Annotated in this window: 16 protein-coding genes; 7 read left to right on the top strand and 9 right to left on the bottom strand. The window is 64.3% G+C overall.

The window, feature by feature from the left end:
• Nucleotide 1: 1 nt before the first annotated feature.
• Genes efeO through OW521_RS16360 form a run of 3 tightly spaced genes read left to right on the top strand, consistent with a single transcriptional unit; the run spans nucleotide 2 to nucleotide 3245 of the window.
• Complete coding sequence (gene efeO / locus OW521_RS16370) at nucleotides 2-1198, top strand: iron uptake system protein EfeO (protein ID WP_268020667.1); 1197 nt, start codon at nucleotides 2-4, stop codon at nucleotides 1196-1198.
• Nucleotides 1195-2589 (top strand): iron uptake transporter deferrochelatase/peroxidase subunit, encoded by a 1395-nt coding sequence (efeB, locus tag OW521_RS16365; RefSeq protein ID WP_268020666.1) that lies wholly within the window; start codon nucleotides 1195-1197, stop codon nucleotides 2587-2589. Before efeO ends, efeB begins: the two co-directional genes overlap by 4 nt.
• Entirely contained in the window at nucleotides 2586-3245 is a 660-nt protein-coding gene (locus OW521_RS16360; protein ID WP_268020665.1) for a hypothetical protein, read from the top strand. The genes efeB and OW521_RS16360 overlap by 4 nt, the downstream gene beginning before the upstream one ends.
• Before the next feature lie 136 nt (nucleotides 3246-3381).
• On the opposite strand, the gene htpX is transcribed toward OW521_RS16360, so the two are convergent.
• Together htpX and OW521_RS16350 are read right to left on the bottom strand one after the other, a co-directional pair.
• Nucleotides 3382-4251: a zinc metalloprotease HtpX gene (gene htpX, locus OW521_RS16355; protein ID WP_268020664.1), complete on the bottom strand. Its 870-nt coding sequence runs from the start codon at nucleotides 4249-4251 to the stop codon at nucleotides 3382-3384.
• Between the two features lie 193 nt (nucleotides 4252-4444).
• On the bottom strand, nucleotides 4445-5716 hold the full coding sequence (locus OW521_RS16350; protein WP_268020663.1) for an MFS transporter: 1272 nt from the start codon (nucleotides 5714-5716) through the stop codon (nucleotides 4445-4447).
• Between the two features lie 97 nt (nucleotides 5717-5813).
• Here OW521_RS16350 and OW521_RS16345 point away from each other — a divergent pair, with 97 nt between their 5' ends.
• From OW521_RS16345 to OW521_RS16335, 3 genes are all read left to right on the top strand, one after another.
• Entirely contained in the window at nucleotides 5814-6293 is a 480-nt protein-coding gene (locus tag OW521_RS16345) for a Fur family transcriptional regulator (protein ID WP_268020662.1), read from the top strand.
• Between the two features lie 7 nt (nucleotides 6294-6300).
• A complete protein-coding gene (locus tag OW521_RS16340) occupies nucleotides 6301-7785 on the top strand; it encodes a catalase (protein ID WP_268020661.1) in 1485 nt (494 codons plus the stop codon).
• 269 nt (nucleotides 7786-8054) lie between these two features.
• Nucleotides 8055-8690 (top strand): DUF2461 domain-containing protein, encoded by a 636-nt coding sequence (locus tag OW521_RS16335; RefSeq protein ID WP_268020660.1) that lies wholly within the window; start codon nucleotides 8055-8057, stop codon nucleotides 8688-8690.
• 128 nt (nucleotides 8691-8818) lie between these two features.
• On the opposite strand, the gene OW521_RS16330 is transcribed toward OW521_RS16335, so the two are convergent.
• From OW521_RS16330 to OW521_RS16300, 7 genes are all read right to left on the bottom strand, one after another.
• Nucleotides 8819-10399 carry an amino acid permease gene (locus OW521_RS16330; protein ID WP_268020659.1) on the bottom strand — a complete coding sequence of 527 codons (1581 nt, stop codon included), beginning with the start codon at nucleotides 10397-10399 and terminating at the stop codon, nucleotides 8819-8821.
• A gap of 112 nt (nucleotides 10400-10511) precedes the next feature.
• Nucleotides 10512-10928 (bottom strand): DUF779 domain-containing protein, encoded by a 417-nt coding sequence (locus OW521_RS16325; RefSeq protein ID WP_268020658.1) that lies wholly within the window; start codon nucleotides 10926-10928, stop codon nucleotides 10512-10514.
• The gene (gene adhP, locus OW521_RS16320; RefSeq protein WP_268020657.1) at nucleotides 10928-11950 is read right to left on the bottom strand and encodes an alcohol dehydrogenase AdhP; all 1023 of its coding nucleotides are present in this window, start codon (nucleotides 11948-11950) and stop codon (nucleotides 10928-10930) included. Before adhP ends, OW521_RS16325 begins: the two co-directional genes overlap by 1 nt.
• A gap of 119 nt (nucleotides 11951-12069) precedes the next feature.
• On the bottom strand, nucleotides 12070-13593 hold the full coding sequence (exaC, locus tag OW521_RS16315) for an acetaldehyde dehydrogenase ExaC (RefSeq protein WP_268020656.1): 1524 nt from the start codon (nucleotides 13591-13593) through the stop codon (nucleotides 12070-12072).
• 125 nt (nucleotides 13594-13718) lie between these two features.
• The gene (locus OW521_RS16310; RefSeq protein ID WP_268020655.1) at nucleotides 13719-14324 is read right to left on the bottom strand and encodes a hypothetical protein; all 606 of its coding nucleotides are present in this window, start codon (nucleotides 14322-14324) and stop codon (nucleotides 13719-13721) included.
• Nucleotides 14325-14407: 83 nt separating this feature from the next.
• Entirely contained in the window at nucleotides 14408-15772 is a 1365-nt protein-coding gene (locus OW521_RS16305) for a GAF domain-containing protein (RefSeq protein ID WP_268020654.1), read from the bottom strand.
• 113 nt (nucleotides 15773-15885) lie between these two features.
• Entirely contained in the window at nucleotides 15886-17319 is a 1434-nt protein-coding gene (locus OW521_RS16300; RefSeq protein ID WP_268020653.1) for an FAD-dependent oxidoreductase, read from the bottom strand.
• Nucleotides 17320-17525: 206 nt separating this feature from the next.
• Here OW521_RS16300 and rarD point away from each other — a divergent pair, with 206 nt between their 5' ends.
• The gene (rarD, locus tag OW521_RS16295) at nucleotides 17526-18515 is read left to right on the top strand and encodes an EamA family transporter RarD (RefSeq protein WP_268020652.1); all 990 of its coding nucleotides are present in this window, start codon (nucleotides 17526-17528) and stop codon (nucleotides 18513-18515) included.
• The last annotated feature ends 11 nt before the right edge of the window (nucleotides 18516-18526 follow it).

Here is an 18526-nt window from a genome sequence, read left to right as displayed (position 1 = left end):
CATGCCTGGCACTCCCCTGCCCAAAATGGCTTCCCGCCACCGGAAGTCTCTCGCACTCGTCGCTGCAGCCGCTGCCGTTCCGCTTGTCCTCGCGGGCTGCGCAGACAACGCAAAGACCCCCGGCTCCAACGCCTCAGCCGGACCGATCCAGGTCACCAGCACCAAGACCGAATGCAAGGTTTCCACCGGCAGCGTCCCCAGCGGAAACCTGAGCTTCGCGGTCAAAAACGAAGGCACGGAAATCACCGAGTTCTACCTCCTCGCCGAAGACGGCTTGCGGATCGTCGGCGAAGTGGAGAACATCGGTCCCGGCCTGACCCGCAACTTGGTGGTCACCGCCCCGGCAGGCAAGTACACCACCGCGTGCAAGCCCGGCATGCAGGGCGACGGCATCCGCTCCGCCTTTGAAGTGACCGACTCCGGAAACAAAACCGCTGTCGACGCCGATTTCCAGAAGCTCGCGGACACCGGCGTCCAGCAGTACGCGGCGTACGTCAAGGACCAGACCGAACAGCTCGTCACAGGCACCAAGGCGTTCGCTGACGCCTACGCTGCAGGTGACACCAGCAAGGCCCGTGAGCTCTACGCCGCGACCCGCATGCACTGGGAGCGGATCGAACCGGTCGCGGAATCCTTCGGTGACCTGGACCCCAAGCTCGACGCCCGGGAAGCCGACCTCGAGCCCGGCCAGGAATGGACCGGCTGGCACCGCGCGGAGAAGGACCTGTTCCCGCCGGCGGGTTACACGGCGCTGACGGCAGCAGAGCGCGCCAAGATCGCCACGCAACTCGTGGCCGATACCGAGGAGCTCGGCAAACGCACCCGCACCGTGGAACTCTCCGCGGACAAGCTCGGCAACGGCGCCAAGGAACTCCTGGACGAAGTTGCACGCGGCAAGGTCACCGGCGAGGAAGAAATCTGGTCCCACACGGACCTCTGGGACTTCCAGGCCAACGTCGACGGCGCCCGGATCGCCTTCGAAAGCCTCAAGCCCGCGCTCACGCAGAAAGATGCCGCCCTCGCCAAGAGCCTCGACGAGAAGTTCTCAGCCCTGCAGGCCGAGCTCAAGAAGCACGCCACGGGTGACGGCTTCGCCTACTACAACGAGCTCAGCGCCACCGAGGTCCAGCAGCTCGCCGCACTCGTCGATGCCCTGGGAGAGCCGCTGTCCAAGCTCACCTCGGCCGTAGTCCTGTGAGCGGCTGCCCTTTCGGCGGCACGTCCCCTGAGGCGCCCGACGGCGGCACCCAGGCTGACGCGGTCGGGTCCGCACCTGCCGCCGCTCCCGAGCCGGCGGTCGCGTCCGACGTCGGGTCCCCCAAGCGCGGCTTGTCGCGTCGAGGACTGCTTTCCCTCGCCGGCGTGGGCGGTGCCGTGGCCGGCCTCGCCGCCGGCTACTTGAGCCATGATGCTGTGCCAGCTGAGGCGGCCCCAGCCAGCACCGCGGGCGATGTGGTTCCGTTTTACGGCGAACGCCAGGCGGGTATCGTCACACCGGCCCAGGACCGCCTTCACATGGCTGCCTTCGACGTGACCGTTGAGGACCGGACCGCGGTGATCAAATTGCTGAAGGACTGGACTGCCGCGGCCGAAGCAATGACCGCCGCCCGCACAACGGGCCGGACTGGCGCCGTCGACGGCCCCTACGATGCTCCGCCGGAGGACACAGGTGAGGCCATTGACCTCGCGGCCGGCAAGCTGACCCTGACTTTCGGCTTTGGCCCGGGACTCTTCGAAAAGGACGGCAAGGCGCGATTTGGCCTGGACGGTCGCCGACCGGACGCCCTGATCGACTTACCGAGATTCCCCGGCGACGCCCTCCAGCCAGAACGGACCGGCGGCGACATTGTGGTCCAGGCCTGCGCCGACGACCCCCAGGTGGCTGTGCACGCAATCCGCAACCTGGCGCGCATCGGCTTCGGCAAGGTGCGCGTCCGATGGTCCCAACTGGGCTTTGGCCGGACCTCGTCCACGTCACGGGCCCAAACGACCCCGCGCAACCTTTTCGGCTTCAAGGACGGCACGGCCAACCTGAAGGTGGAGGACGGCACTCTGCTCGACCAGCACGTGTGGGCCACCGCCGGAAGCCGTTCCGGCGAAGCCTGGATGGCCGGCGGAAGCTACTTGGTTTCCCGGCGGATCAGGATGCACATCGAGATCTGGGACCGGACCTCCCTGCGCGAGCAGGAAGGACTGATCGGCCGCACCAAGGGTGCCGGAGCGCCCCTGTCCGGAGGAGAGGAATTCACGGCACCGGACTTCGGGCTCAAGGGCCGCGACGGCGGGCCGTTGATCGCCGTCGATTCCCATGTCCGGCTGGCGCACGCGAGCCAGAACGACGGCGTGAAGATGCTCCGCCGGGGATACAACTACACCGACGGCTCGGACGGACTCGGCCACCTCGATGCGGGCCTGTTCTTCATCGCCTTCGTCAAGGACCCGCGGACGCACTACGTACCCATGCAGATGGCCATGGCAAAGAGCGACAAGCTGGCCCTGGAGTACCTCAAGCACACCGGCTCCGGCCTGTTCGCGGTGCCACCGGGCATCAAGCCGGGAGGCTTCATCGGTGAGGGCTTGTTCGCATGAGCACCGCCGTCGTCGAACCCGGCGGCGGCACCAGCAGCACAGAGAACACGGAGAAAGCCGCCCCGGTGGCGGAGAGGGACGGCAGCCGGCCGTCCCCCAATCTGGCCCGGCAACCGGGCCGCCGGAAAGCGCTCGTCCTAAGCGGTGTCTGCACTGTCGCGTGGGCGGCATCGGTCTCGGCCGGTGCCCTGGTGGACTGCGGTCCGGACCTTCACCGTGCCGGCCTGGCGTGCCACATCATTGCGCTGGTGCTGTCCTTCGGGGCCATCCTGGTTGTCGACTGGGTGGGCTTCCTCTGGCTTATGGGCAAGCGGGATATCCATGACACCCGCCGCCTCGAGACCGCCGCCCAACCGCTGATCTGGGGTGGCCTGGCCGTGCTCCTTGTGTCCGGAGCCTTGATCAAGCCGGACATCACCAGCCCTGTCACCCAGGTCAAGCTCCTGTGTGTTTTGGTGCTCATGCTGAACGGGATCGCCTTGGCCCCGGCAATGCGCCGGCTCCATGCGCTCCCGGTCGGAACCCACTTCAAGTCCGTGGCGCTCCGACTGCGAGCGCGGTTGCTCGTGGCCTTGTGCATTTCCCAAGGCTGCTGGTGGACGGCCGTGCTGGTGGGACTGCTGAACAGCACACTGCGGCGTTGGGCGGGCGACTAGCGTCCGTGGCGGTGCCCCGAGCTGCTTGCTGTGCCCCCGGGCATTATGGCGGGCGGCTTCATTGGTGAGGGCTTGTTCGCATGAAGCCGCCCGTCGTCGAACGCGGCGCCAGTTCGGTGACTCTGGGGACCGCCTGCTAGGAAAGCGGCCGTCCAGCCATCCGCTCGAGCCGCTCGATGCGCTCGCGCATGGGCGGGTGGGTAGCGAAAAGCTTGGTCATGGCGCCGCCACGGAACGGGTTGGCAATCATGAGGTGCGAGGTATTCACGAGGCGTTGATCCTGTGGGAGCGGCACCTGCTTCACACCCGCTTCGATCCTGCGCAGGGCTGAGGCGAGCGCCAGCGGATCGCCGGTAAGCTCCGCACCGTCGTGATCGGCGTCGTACTCCCTGGTACGGGAGATGGCGAGCTGGATCAGCGAGGCGGCAAACGGCGCCAGGAGCGCCATGGCGAGCATGGCAATCGGATTGGCGTTCCGCCGGTCCCCGCCGCCGAAGAAGAGCAGCATCTGGCCCACCGAGGTAATGACGCCGGCGACGGCGGCCGCGATGGACGAGGTGAGGATGTCGCGGTTGTAGACGTGCATGAGTTCATGACCGAGGACGCCGCGGAGTTCGCGGGCGTCGAGCACGTTCAGGATGCCCGCGGTGCAGCACACTGCGGCGTTCTTCGGGTTGCGTCCCGTGGCGAAGGCGTTGGGGGTCATCGTCGGAGAAACGTAGATCCGCGGCATGGGCTGGTTTGCCCGCACTGAGAGCTCCCTGACGATCTGGTACAGCTGGGGAGCCTGCGCCTCCGTGACCGGGTAGGCGGCCATGGACCGGATGGCAATCTTGTCGCTGTTCCAATATCCGTAGGCCGTTGTCGCGACGCCAACCAGGGCCATGATCCAGATGGGCGCCGCGCTGCGGGTGCCCGCACCGATCACGGCACCGAGTCCCAGCAGCACCGCCCACAGCACACCGAACAGCGCTGCGGTCTTCAGGCCATTGTGATGATTGTGCACTTCACTACTTTCTTGCAGTTCTCTCGCTGTTGTCTCTGTTCCGATTAACGCCGACGGCGGTCCAGACGTTCCAGCCTGGGCTGCGGAATGCGGGGCCGCCCGCCCGCCCAACTGAGTCGCAGTTGTTGTCGTTATGAGCCGCTTTAACGACAACAACTGTCAGCTACTTGGGCGCGTGAGGCTGGGCACCGGGTTAGGGCACAGGGTGAACGGAGTCGTATCGGAGGAATCCGCGCTGCCAGCGAGGCACGAGCCAGGCCAGGACCGCACACAGCACGCCGCCCAGGAGTAGTACCCAGCCTTCGCTGAGAACTTTGGTGACGCCACCGGCGAGCACGTCCCCTACTCGCGGACCTCCGGCAACCACCACGATGAACACGCCTTGCAACCGTCCCCGCATGTGGTCCGGAGTGGCCGATTGCAGGATCGTGGTGCGGAAGACCGCACTGACAGAGTCCGAGATTCCGGCGAGGGCACAACAGGTGGCGGCGGGGACTATCCAAGGCGTCACGCCGTCGCGACCGGAGTCGCCCGCAAGGACTACCACCAAGCCGAAAGCTGCGATCGAGAAGCCCCATCCGGCCACGGACCATACCACCGCACTGCCCTGGCGCCGCATCCTTCCCAGGGGTCCGGAGAACAACCCCGCCAGGAAGGCGCCCACTGCCACGGAGGCGAGCAGCACACCCACGGTGGTGTCACCGCCGCCGATCATGGTGGCGCCGATGGCCGGCATGAGGGCGCGCGGCTGGGCGCAGATCATCGCGATGAGGTCGATGATGAAGGTCATGCGGAGATTGGGCCGGGTGCCCAGGAAGCGGAAGCCTTCGACGACGGAGCGCAAGCCGGGTGCCGACGCGTTCTCGGCCGCGGGCAGGGGCGGAAGCTTGAACAGACTCCACAGCGCGAAAGCGAAGCTGAACGCGTCGATCGTGTAAGTCCAGCCAAAACCGCTCGACGCAACCAGCACACCGGCAAGCAAGGGGCCTGCGGTCATGGAAATACCCATGTTGAGCATGCTCAACGCGTTGGCGGCGGGCAGCAGCTCCTTCCGGACCAGCAAGGGAATGATGGCGCTGCGTGCGGGCCCGTTGATGCCTTGGGCGCCGCTTTGGATCGCAACGAGCGCAAACAGGATCCAGACATTGTTGAGTTGGAACCACGCTTGGAGCGCGAGGGCGACGCTGCAGGCCCACAAAACGAGGGAAGAAACGATCGCGACTTTCCGTCGGTCGTAAGCGTCGGAAATGGCACCACCGAACAAACCCGCGATCACCAGCGGAACCAAGGCAAAGACGCTCAGCAGGCCTACGTAGAGGCTCTGCTGGGTGATGCTGTAGACCTCAAGGCTCACGGCAACGAGCGTCAACTGGGATCCGACCATCGACACGGAGGACCCGAGCCACAGGCGGCGGAAGGCCGGGCTTTCGCGAAGCGGGGTCATGTCAGCCAGGAGTTTTGCCACCGTCCAACCCTACCCATCGGGCCGCCGCCTGCTCGATTCATCCGAAGTTAGCCTAGCCTTATTGTGAAGTACTCATAATAAGTGCTTCAATGAGGGTATGGCAGATCACTCGGCAGACCAGGAAGTGTGGGCTTCCGCCCTGCATTCCCACGGACGCCGCGTGACCAAACAGCGCTTGGCGGTCCTTGCGGCCGTTCAGCACAATCCACATTCCCCGGCCGAAGGCATCCTGGCTGCCGCGCGCAAGGATCTTCCCGAACTGACAGCGCAGTCTGTTTATGTGGTGCTGAGCGACCTCACGGACCTACAGATGCTGCGACGGTTCGAACCGCCCCACTCTCCCGCGCTGTACGAGACGCGGGTGGGCGACAACCACCACCACGCCGTCTGCATCAGCTGCGGCCGGGTGGAGGATGTCGACTGCGCCGTAGGCCATGCCCCCTGCCTCACCCCGCACTGGGATGAGCACTCCAAACCCATGACCATCCAGATCGCAGACGTCCTGTACCAAGGCATCTGCCAGGACTGCCAAGCCAAACAACAGCTTCCTACTCAAACGCAAGTAACCACGAAATAGGAGAACGATGACCGCGAACATCTCGACCACCCAGTCGGGCGCCCCCGTCACCTCGGACGCGCATTCCAAGTCCGTTGGTGCCGATGGTGCCATCATCCTGACCGACCACTACTTGGTGGAAAAGCTCGCCCAGTTCAACCGCGAGCGCGTCCCGGAGCGTGTTGTCCACGCCAAGGGCGGCGGCGCTTTCGGTACCTTCAAGACTTCTTCGGACGTTTCCAAGTACACCAAGGCTGCTTTCCTGCAGCCCGGCGTCGAGACGGACATGCTCATCCGCTTCTCCTCGGTTGCAGGCGAGAACGGCTCCCCGGACACCTGGCGCGACCCCCGCGGCTTCGCCGTCAAGTTCTACACTTCCGAGGGCAACTACGACCTCGTGGGCAACAACACCCCGGTGTTCTTCATCCGCGACGGCATCAAGTTCCCCGACTTCATCCACTCCCAGAAGCGCCTCCCGGGCACCCACCTGCGCGACGCCGACATGCAGTGGGACTTCTGGACCCTCTCCCCCGAGTCCGCACACCAGGTCACCTGGCTCATGGGCGACCGCGGCCTGCCGGCTTCCTGGCGTGAAATGCAGGGCTACGGCTCGCACACCTACCAGTGGATCAACGCCGAGGGCGAGCGCTTCTGGGTCAAGTACCACTTCAAGTCCAACCAGGGCGTCAAGACCATCACGGGCGACCAGGCCGAAGAGCTGGCCGGCTCGGACGCGGACTTCTACATCCGCGACCTCCAGGAAAACATCACCGCCGGCAACTTCCCGTCCTGGGAACTGCATGTCCAGGTCATGCCCTACGAGGACGCCAAGACGTACCGCTTCAACCCGTTCGACCTCACCAAGGTCTGGCCGCACGCGGACTACCCGCTGATCCACGTGGGCACCATGGAGCTCAACAAGAACCCGGAGAACTACTTCGCGCAGATCGAGCAGGCCACCTTCGCGCCGTCGAACTTCGTTCCGGGTATCGCTGCTTCCCCGGACAAGATGCTGCAGGCCCGCATCTTCTCTTACGCTGACGCACACCGCTACCGCGTCGGCACCAACCACGCCCAGATCCCGGTGAACCAGCCGAAGAACCAGGTCAACAACTACAGCCAGGACGGCGCGGGACGCTACCTGTTCAACGCTCCTTCGGTTCCGGTCTACGCACCGAACTCCGTGGGTGGCCCGGCTGCTGTTGAACCTCAGAACCCTGCCGGCGGCTGGGAGAACGACGGTGAGCTGACGCTCTCCGCACACTCCCTGCACGCCGAGGACGGCGACTTCGTCCAGGCCGGCGCACTGTACCGCGACGTGTACGACGACGGCGCCAAGGCCCGCCTGCTGGACACCATCACGGGCGCTGTGGGCGGCGTCAAGAGCCCCGGCATCAAGGAACGCGCCATCCAGTACTGGACCAACGTCGACGCCGAACTCGGCGCCAAGCTGCGCGCCAACCTCGGAGCCGGCCAGGGCGAGTCGGCCGCTGAAGCGGCCAACAAGCTCTAACAACGTCCCATAACGGGCAACCCCGCTGCGGAATCTCCGCAGCGGGGTTGCTCTTTAATCCGCATCAAAGCCGTGGCTTGTTTGCCGTTCCTGGGCTTGTAGCTGGCGGAACTCGAAACAAGGTACGGATCTGGTGGCGTGCCTCCGCGACGGGGTTCCAGGGCGGGGTTCCGATGGCGGGGTTCCGACGACGGGGTTCCACGGCGAGTTTTCCACATAGCCGGCAATGGCTCTGGCTAGCTCGGCATTGTCGTCCATAGGATCCTTACATGAGCACATTTACCGGGATCCCCGCAGCGGCGATAGCCTTCTATGCCGAACTTGAAGAGAACAACAACCGCGAATGGTGGCTGGCGCACAAAGACATCTACGACTCCGCTGTGAAGGAGCCACTGACGCTGTTGCTGGAGGAGCTTGAGCCAAGATTCGGGCCGGGCAAGGTCTTCCGCCCCAACAGGGATGTCCGCTTCTCCCAGGACAAGTCCCCCTACAAGACGGCACAGGGAGCGTTTGCGGCGGACAAGGAGGGCGTGGGCTTCTACCTCCAGCTCAGTGCAGACGGGTTGCTCGTGGGCGGCGGATGCCACTCTAGAACCCCTGAGCAGATTGCCCGGTTCCGCGCCGCCACGGATGCACCGGCCAGCGGAGAAGAACTCCAGAAAATCGTTGATGACATCGCAGCGGCAGGTTTCGCGGTTGAAGGGGAGAAACTCAAGACCGTGCCGCGTGGTTTCGACAAGGACCATCCGCGCGCCGAGCTCCTCAAGCACAAGTCCCTGTCTGCCGGGGTGAGCTTGCGAGAACCGGAATGGATGTCGCAGCCCTCAGCCAAGGAGGAGATCGCCCAACGTTGGGAGGTACTGCGGCCGCTCGTCGAGTGGGTCAACGAGCACGCGGCCCCGTAAGCGTTAGAGCCGCAAGCGTTGGAGCCGCACGTGTTGGAGCCGCAAGCGTTGGAGCCGCACGTGTTGGAGTCCAATAGGAAGCCCCCTCAAGCCGAAGCTTGAGGGGGCCATGGAACCAGCCAGGGGCATCAGACCTTGCTGAGGCTGTCCTCGTCGTCGCTTGAGGCGGTTGAATCGTTTGAGTCGGTTGAATCGCTGGAGTCGCTGCTCGTGCCGGAGACCGCAGCCCTCGCCGCAGCGAACTTCTCGTTCAGGCGGGAGTGGCGCTGACCGTAGGCAAAGTAGATGGCAAGTCCGATTGCCAGCCAGATGGCGAAGAAGATCCAGGTTTCCACGGCCAGGTTCGTCATGAGGTAGAGGCACAGGACAGCCGAAACCACGGGAAGTACCTTGCCGAAAGGAACACGGAAAGCCGGCTTCAGGTCCGGGCGCTTCTTACGCAGCACCAGGATGCCCAGGCTCACCATGACGAAGGCTGAGAGCGTGCCGATGTTGATCATTTCCTCAAGGAGATCCACATTGGTCAGGCCGGCCACGATCGCCACGGCCGCGCCGCAGATGATCTGGAGGCGGACCGGCGTCGAACGCTTTTCGCTCGTCTTGGACAGCGAGCGCGGGAGCAATCCGTCGCGGCTCATGGCCAAGACCACGCGGGCCAGGCCCATGAGCAGCACCATGATGACGGTGGTCAAACCGATCAGGGACCCGAAGGCAATGACCTTGGCCGCGTCGGTATTTCCAACAGCCTCGAAGGCCGTGGTGAGGGTGGGACTCTTGGCTTCCGCCAATTGTGTGTAGGACACCATGCCGGTCAGGGCCAGGGAGACCAGGATGTACAGCAGCGTCACGAGCGCCAGTCCGCCGAAGATGCCCCGGGGCAGGGTCTTCTGCGGGTTCTTGACCTCTTCCGCGGACGTGGCAACCACGTCGAACCCGATGAACGCAAAGAACACCAGGGCTGCGCCGGCAAAAATACCCAGGGTTCCGTACTGTGCCGGAACCGCGCCGGTGAGGAAGCCAAAGAAGGACTGCTTCATGACGTCTGCGCCGCCATTGCCACCGGTCGGCTGCGATGCCGGGACAAAGGGCGCGTAATTGGAGAACTTGACGTACGTGAAGCCGACCACGATCACGAACAGCACCACGGCGATCTTGATCAGCGTGAAGATGTTGCCCACGCGGGCGGAGAGCTTGGTGCCGAGCACCAGGAGCCCAGTGAAGATCGCGACAATCAGGAACGCGCCCCAGTAGAGGTCCACGCCTGCGATGTTCAAGGCCGGCGGCATCTCCACGCCCATGAGGCCGAACACCTTGCTCAGATAGATGCCCCAGTACTTGGCGATGACCGCAGCGGCGGTGAAGAGTTCAAGGATGAGGTTCCAACCGATGATCCAGGCGAGGACTTCACCCATGGTGGCGTAGGTGAAGACATAGGCGGACCCCGCCACCGGGATGGCGGTGGCGAATTCGGCGTAGCACATGATGGCCAGGGCACACGTGACGGCTGCGACGGCGAAGGAAATCGTCACGGCCGGGCCGGCAAAGTTTGCCGCGGCTTTAGCGCCGACGGAGAAGATCCCGGCGCCGACGGCGACGGCGACACCCATGATCATCAGATCCCAGGTGCTGAGGGAACGCTTGAGCTTGCGTCCGGGTTCATCGGCGTCCGCAATGGACTGCTCGATTGACTTGGTCCGGAAGAGGTTCATAGAAGAGTCCACAATCTTGACGGGGTGTTGGAAACAGACTCATCAAGGGTAGTGTCCAGCCAGCGGACTCCCACATTTGTCCCAGATTGTGAGACGCAAGGGTGGCTCGGCATCAAATCTTGGGGACGATCCAATCCATCAAGGTGGAGCGGATGAGGAAGCGTTTGCCCTCCGGCGACTCCACGGAGAAGCCGCTCCCACGGCCGGCCACCACGTCCACGGTCAGGTGGGTGTGGGACCAGTAGTTGAACTGTTCCCGGGACATCCAGAACTCCAAAGGCTGCGGCCGTTCGAGGTTGCCGATGTCGAAAAGGCCGAGCAAAACGTCAGAGTCGCCGGTAATGAACTCGCCTGCCGGGTAGCACATGGGCGAGGAACCGTCGCAGCAACCACCGGACTGGTGGAACATGAGCGGCCCATGCTGCTCCCACAACTTATTGAGCAATACGATGGAGGAGGCGGTGAGCGCCACCCGGGAAAAGTTTTCCCCGGGCAGCGTCACTGCGGCGTCAAGCCTGTTGTGGGGCATTAGAACCTCAACACCACGCGGCCGTCGATCTTGGCATGCTTCATCTCATCAAAGACTGCGTTGACCTCGGAGAGCTCACGTGTGGACACGGTCGGGTGGATCTTGCCCTGCGCGTAGAAGTCCAGCGCTTCCTCCAGGTCCTGCCGTGTCCCCACGATCGAGCCGCGGACGGTCAGGCCCTTGAGCACAATCTCGAAGATCGGTGCCGGGAAGTCTCCCGGCGGAAGACCGTTGAAGACGATGGTCCCGCCGCGCCGGGCCATGCCGATCGCCTGCCCGAATGCCGACGGATGCACGGCCGTGACCAGGACGCCGTGACAGCCTCCGGTTTCGCGCTGGATGACTTCGGCAGGATCCTCATGCAGCGCGTTGACCGTGAGTTCCGCGCCGTGCTTCCTGGCCAGGGCAAGCTTGTCGTCGGCGATGTCCACCGCCGCGACACGCAGGCCCATGGCCACCGCGTACTGGACCGCGATGTGCCCCAGTCCGCCGATGCCGGAAATAGTGACCCACTGGCCCGGCTTGGCCTCGGTCATCTTCAATCCCTTGTAGACGGTGACGCCCGCGCAAAGCACCGGGGCAACCTCCACGGGGTCCGAACCTGCCGGAATCCTCGCGGCGAACCGGCTGTCCACCAGCATGTACTCCCCGAACGAGCCGTCCACACTGTAGCCGGCGTTCTTCTGGGCTTCGCACAGCGTTTCCCAGCCGGTCCGGCAGAACTGGCAGTCGCCACAGGCGGACCAGAGCCAGGCGTTACCCACAAGGTCCCCGACGGCCAGGTCAGTGACGCCTTCACCGAGGGCCACAACTTCGCCCACGCCTTCATGGCCGGGCACGAACGGCGGGGAGGGCTTGACCGGCCAGTCCCCCTCCGCGGCGTGCAGATCGGTGTGGCACACGCCGGTGGTGATGACCCTGACCAGCGCTTCCCCTCGGCCAGGAGTAGGAATGGGAAGGGACTGGATCTGAAGGTCTTTTCCAAATTCGGTTACTACGGCTGCTCGCATTGTTGTCGTCATTGGCGAAATCCTTGCGTCGTTAAAGCGGTGGTCTAGGTGGTGTCATTTGAGTGAGCGGTGGCCAGGATGGTTGGCGGGGAGGGCCTATGCTGATCCCTCCCCGCAGGGTTTGGTGCGGCCTAGAAGAAGCCGAGCTTGTTTTCGTTGTAGCTGACCAGGAGGTTCTTGGTCTGCTGGTAGTGGTCCAGCATCATGGCGTGGTTTTCGCGTCCGATGCCGGAGGACTTGTATCCGCCGAACGCGGCACCGGCCGGGTAGGCGTGGTAGTTGTTGACCCAGACGCGGCCGACCTGGATTTCCCGTCCTGCCCGGTAGGCGACGTTCCCGTTGCGGGACCAGACGCCGGCCCCGAGTCCGTACAGGGTGTCGTTGGCGATGCCGATGGCGTCGTTGTAGTCGCTGAACTTCGTCACGGATACCACCGGGCCGAAGATCTCCTCCTGGAAGATCCGCATCCGGTTGTGGCCCTCGAAGATGGTCGGCTGGACGTAGTAGCCGCCGGCCAGGTCACCGTCGAGCTGGGCACGGGCGCCGCCTGTGAGGATCTTGGCGCCTTCCTGCTTTCCGATGTCGATGTAGGAGAGGATCTTCTCGAGCTGGTCGTTGGAGGCCTGGGCACCAAGTTGGGTCCCGGTGTCCAGCGGGTTGCCCTGGATGATCTTGTTGGTCCGGGCCACGGCGTCCGCCATGAAGGAGTCGTAGATGCCTTCCTGGACCAGGGCGCGCGACGGGCAGGTGCAGACTTCGCCTTGGTTGAAGGCAAAGAGGGTGAAGCCTTCCTGGGCCTTGTCGTAGAACGCGTCGTTCTGCGCGGCGACGTCGTCGAAGAAGATGTTCGGGCTCTTGCCACCCAGTTCAAGGGTCACCGGGATCAGGTTCTGGGACGCGTACTGGCTGATCAACCGGCCCGTGGTGGTCTCCCCGGTGAAGGCTATCTTGCGGATCCGGGGGCTGGACGCCAGGGGTTTTCCGGCCTCGACGCCGAAGCCGTTGACGACGTTCACCACACCGGCAGGCAGCAGGTCGCTGATCAGTTCCATCAGGACGAGAATGGAGGACGGGGTCTGCTCTGCGGGCTTGAGGACGACGGCGTTGCCCGCGGCCAGTGCCGGGGCGAGCTTCCACACGGCCATCAGGATGGGGAAGTTCCACGGAATGATCTGGCCCACCACGCCCAGCGGCTCGCGGAAGTGGTAGGCGGTGGTGTCCTCGTCCAGCTGGGACAGGTGGCCTTCCTGGGCGCGGATCGCGGAGGCGAAATAGCGGAAGTGGTCCGCCGCGAGCGGGATGTCCGCGTTCAGGGTTTCGCGGATCGGCTTGCCGTTGTCCCAGCTCTCGGCCACGGCCAGCAGCTCGGTATTCTCGTCAATGCGGTCGGCGATCTTGTTCAGGATTGCGGCGCGTTCGGTCGCTGACGTCTTGCCCCAGGACGGAGCCACCTTGTGGGCGGCGTCTAATGCGAGCTCGATGTCCTCGGCTGTGCCCCGGGCAACCTCGCAGAAGGCCTTCCCGGTCACAGGGGTGATGTTTTCGAAGTACTGCCCCTTGACCGGGGCAACCCACTCGCCGCCGATCCAGTTCTCGTAACGGTCCTTGAATGTGACCTTCGAACCCTCGGCACCCGGCTGTGCATAAACAGTCATCTGTAGCTCCTTTGCTGAACATGATCGTGGCTTTGCTGTGCCATCAGCGTAGGAGCGGGAAGGTTGCAAGCAGGTTGCAACCTTGTGGTTCAGATCACTTTGAGGCCGGTTCGAAGGCTTGAGGCCTAGAGGCCAGCGGAGAACGCATAGGAGCTCGGAAGCCGGGAGGGCGCCGATCCAAAGGAGAGCACTACCTCGTCGTGGGCTTTGAGAACCACGTCTGTTACTGGAACATCCTGCTTTGAGCCGTTCACGTAGGCTGTCCAGCCGCCGGTTCCGCCGTGCGGTGCTCCGGTGGCGTCCTTGCCGTCCAGGACGCCCCATTCGGTGAGGACCTGGCCGAGCGTGTACTTCAGTCCGGCGGTGGGCGCTTCGATGTGGAGGATGCCGGATGTGTCGTGGGTGTGCAGGGCCGAGATTCCGTCCGGCCGCCCGTCGGCCCCGAAACTGAAGCCGATTTCAGCCGGGACGGTGACGGGCTTGCCGTCCACCAACACGTCCAGATGGGCGTGGTAATGCTCGGCAGTGCCTTCGGCCGTGAGGATGTCCAGGCCGGCAGCCTTGATCTTTTGAGCGCCCGCGGCGGGATCGAGTTCCCATGCGGGCGAAGCGGTAGTTGCCAAAGCAGAAGCCGTTGACGATGGCGCGGTCTGGGCAGGTGCTCCGCAGGCTGTGACTCCGGCAAGGAGTCCGGACACGGTCAGGGCGACGGCGAGGCGTTTGTTCAACACGGAGGAAGCTTCTTTCGTTTGGCTCGGTTCTACGATACGGGCCGAAACTTCGTATTTGCCGAGTGCCACACGGGTGGCCAGCGTCAGGCCGACATCTCCGTTTCCAGGCGTTCGAGCTCGGCGACGACGGCGGCCCGCTTGGGCGAGCGCGGCGGCAGGAGCTTGAGGGCAGCGAGCCGGACGTCGACGTCGTTCTTTGCCTCAGGCAGCCCGGCATACTTGAGCAGCGCCTCGGCACTGCCGTCGTTGAGGACCGCCTCGCGCAAGAGCGCGGAGACCTTCTGGCGGAGCTCCACAATGCCGGGGGCTTCCGAATGCGGTAGGACGGCGCCTTTGTAGATCTCCAGGGCGATGCGGTGGGCACCCCGTTGCAGGCAGGAAAGCACTTGGGCGGCATCCTGGCCGAGGTCGATCGGGAGCCGGTAGGGGCGGGATTCCGGGACTGCCGCGGGGTCGACTTCGTGCAGGACCTTCCGCAGGCGCACCATTTCGGCCCGTAGGGTGACGGTGAAACCATCTCCCGGATACAAGGCCAGCGCCAGTTCTTCGGCGCTGAGACCCTCGGGACGAGTGCCCAGCAATGCCAGGATCTCACTGTGCCTGGCGGAGAGCGGAATGCTGCGCCCTCCTATACTCAACAGCGCCTGGTCGCGGCCCAGCAGCTGAAGGCTGTTCCGGTACAGTCCGGTTCCCACTCGGGAGCTTGCGACGGAAGGCGAGTTCCGCCGTCGGGCAGGCAAAGAGTGCTTAGTGGCCGAGAGCTGAAGCCTCTCGACACGCAATTGGGCCTGCGCTGCCGCCACGGTCGCTTCAACGAGGGAAAGCGTGTGGGGTGCGACGGCGGCTTCCGTACCGGTGATGTCGACAACGCCGAGGAGCGCGCCGGAGTCGGGGTCGTGGAAGGGCACGGCGGTGCAGCTCCACGGATGGACGGAGCGTTTGTAGTGCTCGGCGCCGGAGATCTGGATGCCGCGGCCCAACGCGAGCGCTGTGCCGGGCGCACTCGTGCCAACGGCGGCTTCGGACCAATCCGCGCCGGCCACGAACATCATGCCTTCGGCACGGCGCCTCATCGCGGGATTTCCGTCAACCCACAGCAGCCGGCCGAGCTCGTCCCCCACGGCGACCAACAGCCCGCTGTCATAGCTGGGCTGAATGAGGAGCTTCTGGATGACGGGCATGATGATGGCCAGCGGGTGTTGGCGGCGGTATTCCTCAAGCTCGTCGAGGTCCATGACCACGGGAGCCTCAGGCTGGTCCGGGTTCGCGTTGAGCTGCGCGGATCGCTGCCAGGATTCCTTGATTAGGCTGCGCAACCCAGGAAGCTCCGTCGCGTCGGGAGGCCCAAAACGCCAGGAGTCCAGTTGTTCGTGACCTGCGCGGGCATGGCGCTGCAGCAGCTCGGCGGCGTCGCCAACCAAAGCTGCCGGTTGGATCGGATTCCTCATCGAACTCCCAAAACCGGACGCAGCACAGTACCGGCCAGTCTAGTTGCGACGCAGGGCTTTGCCTATGGGCGGCCGGCGTCGAGCGGTTCGTTCGGCGAAATCGCTCCACGCCGCTAGGCGCGGGAGATCCCGATCATGTCCTCGCGCGGGACCACCTTGATGCGTTCGCGTACGACGCCGGTGCCAGCGTTTTCGGCGGTCCATGCGGCACCGAGGGCTGCTTCGTGCGCATCGAGCTTGTTCCAGCCTTCCCAGGTGGTGTACTCGATGCCCCGCTCTTCCAGGAGGTTGATGATGGCCTGCGGGTCCGGGTTTTCGGCCGGGGGCAGCGTGAGGCGGTCCTCCAACAGGCACCCGATGGTCTCCAGGGCGTCGCCCTTCGTGTGCCCGATCAGGCCGACGGGTCCGCGCTTGATCCAGCCCGTGGCGTAGATGCCCGGTACCGGCTTGCCGTCGGCGTCCAGCACCCGTCCGCCGTCGTTGGGGATGACCCCGCGGCGTGCGTCGTACTCAATCTCGTCCAGCGGCGAACCGTGGTAGCCGATGGCTCGGTAAACGGCCTGGACTGGATAGTCCACGAACTCACCGGTGCCCTTGACATTACCCGTTCCGTCCAGCTGCATGCGCTCGAACTTGATGCCGGAAACTTTGCCGGAGCCGTCTTCCGACACAATTTCCACCGGGCTGTGCAGGAAATGCAGATGCAGCCTGCGCGACGAGGGCTGCTCGGCTTCGGCATGTTCCTCGACAAGCCAGTTGGTCAGCGTGTTGACCATGGTCTTGATCTGGTTGTTGCTGCGGATGGCGTCGTCGGAGGCTTCATCAAACTCGAAGTCCTCCGGGTACAGCACAATGTCCACGTCGTTGGAGTGCGAGAGCTCCCTCAGTTCCAGCGGAGTGAACTTGATCTGCGCCGGTCCGCGGCGCCCGAAGACGTGCACGTCCGTGACCGGAGAGGCCTTGAGGCCGGCATAGACGTTGTCCGGGATTTCGGTGACCAAGAGGTCATCTGCGTGCTTGGAGAGCATGCGGGCCACGTCCAGTGCCACGTTGCCATTGCCGATGACCGCCACTTCTTTGGCATCCAGTGGCCATTCGCGGGCGACATCCGGGTGTCCGTCATACCAGGACACGAAGTCGGCTCCACCGAACGATCCTTCGAGTTCCACGCCGGGAATGTTCAGCTCGGCGTCCTTGACTGCTCCCGTGGAGAAGATCACCGCGTCATAGAAGGCCCGGAAGTCATGCAGCGTAAGGTCGCGGCCGTACGTGACATTGCCAAGGAAGCGGATATCGCCGCGGTCCAGGACCTTGTGAAGCGCGTTGACGATGCCCTTGATGCGGGGGTGGTCCGGCGCCACTCCGTAGCGGATCAGCCCGTATGGCGCGGGGTATGCCTCGAAAAGGTCGATGCTGACCTCGACGTCGCCATCCTTGACCTCGCTGGATTTGGTCAGGATGTCCGCGGCGTACACGCCGGCCGGTCCTGCGCCGACAATTGCGACGCGCAGTGGACGTTTTGAGGTGGTTTCGGCCGAGTTGGACACCGTGAACCCTTCTGAGACGGGAATCCGCCCCGCGTAGTGGGGCGCGCAGTTTCCAATTCTAGTTCTCAGTTGCCTGGTGAATGTCAGCACGTGGCAGGAGTGACCCGGTGAGGCGAGGAAACTCACACAAACTTTCCGGCCGTACGGTCAGGAATACCTTCGCAACATGTGGTGTTCTTGACTTTGTGCCTACGCCCGAGCAAACCGTGCCCGCCCCGTCCACCGCCCCGAGCGCCGCAGCTTCTGCATCCGCCGCCGCCGAGGCAAAGAGTGCGAAGAGTGAGACGACGGCGGGTGTCGTGTTCGGCATCGGGGCGTACGGTCTGTGGGGCCTGCTTCCGCTCTACTTCGTGGTGCTGCAACCCGCCGGAGCGGTGGAAATCGTCGCCAACCGAGTGGTCTGGTCGCTCATATTCTGCGCCCTGCTCATCACCATCACCCGGACCTGGCGCCTCCTCGGCAATGCCTTTAGAGACCGGGCCGTCCTAGGACCGCTCGCCATGGCTGCGGGACTGATCGCCATCAACTGGCTGACCTACACCTTCGGCGTCACCACCGGGCACGCGGTCGAAGCCTCGCTCGGCTATTTCATCAACCCGCTCGTGTCGGTTCTCCTTGGCGTGTTCGTCCTGAAGGAAACGCTCCGCCCGCTCCAGTGGGCCGCCGTCGGGATCGGCTTCATAGCCGTCGGCGTCCTGACGGTTTCCTATGGAAAGCTTCCGTGGATCGCTTTGGTCCTCGCGTTCAGCTTTGGACTCTATGGTTTCGTGAAGAAGCGCGTCGGACCGAAAGTCAACGCCATCACGAGCCTCACGGTGGAGACCGTGGTCCTCGCCCCGATCGCCGGCGCCACCATGATTGTCCTCGGCCTCACCGGAGCCGGGACCTTGGGAAGCAACGGCCCGGGCCACTTCTGGCTGCTGGCATCTTCGGGCATCATCACCGCCGTGCCGCTCCTGTTCTTCGGTGCCTCTGCACGCCGCCTGCCCATGACGACGATCGGCCTGCTGCAATACTTCGCGCCGATCCTCCAGTTCATCGTGGCCCTGGCCGTCCTCCACGAAACCATGACCCCCGACCGCTGGGTGGGTTTCGGAATCGTGTGGCTGGCCCTGCTGCTCCTGACCGTCGATATGCTCCGCACTGCACGCAAGAACTCGCTCATGAGAAAGCGGGCACGGCTGAGCGCGGCCTGAGCAGCGCACCC

Source organism: Arthrobacter sp. MMS18-M83 (assembly GCF_026683955.1).
Lineage (GTDB): Bacteria > Actinomycetota > Actinomycetes > Actinomycetales > Micrococcaceae > Arthrobacter.
Note: the sequence above shows the minus strand (reverse complement) of the source record. Positions and strands in the feature narration are given on the sequence as shown.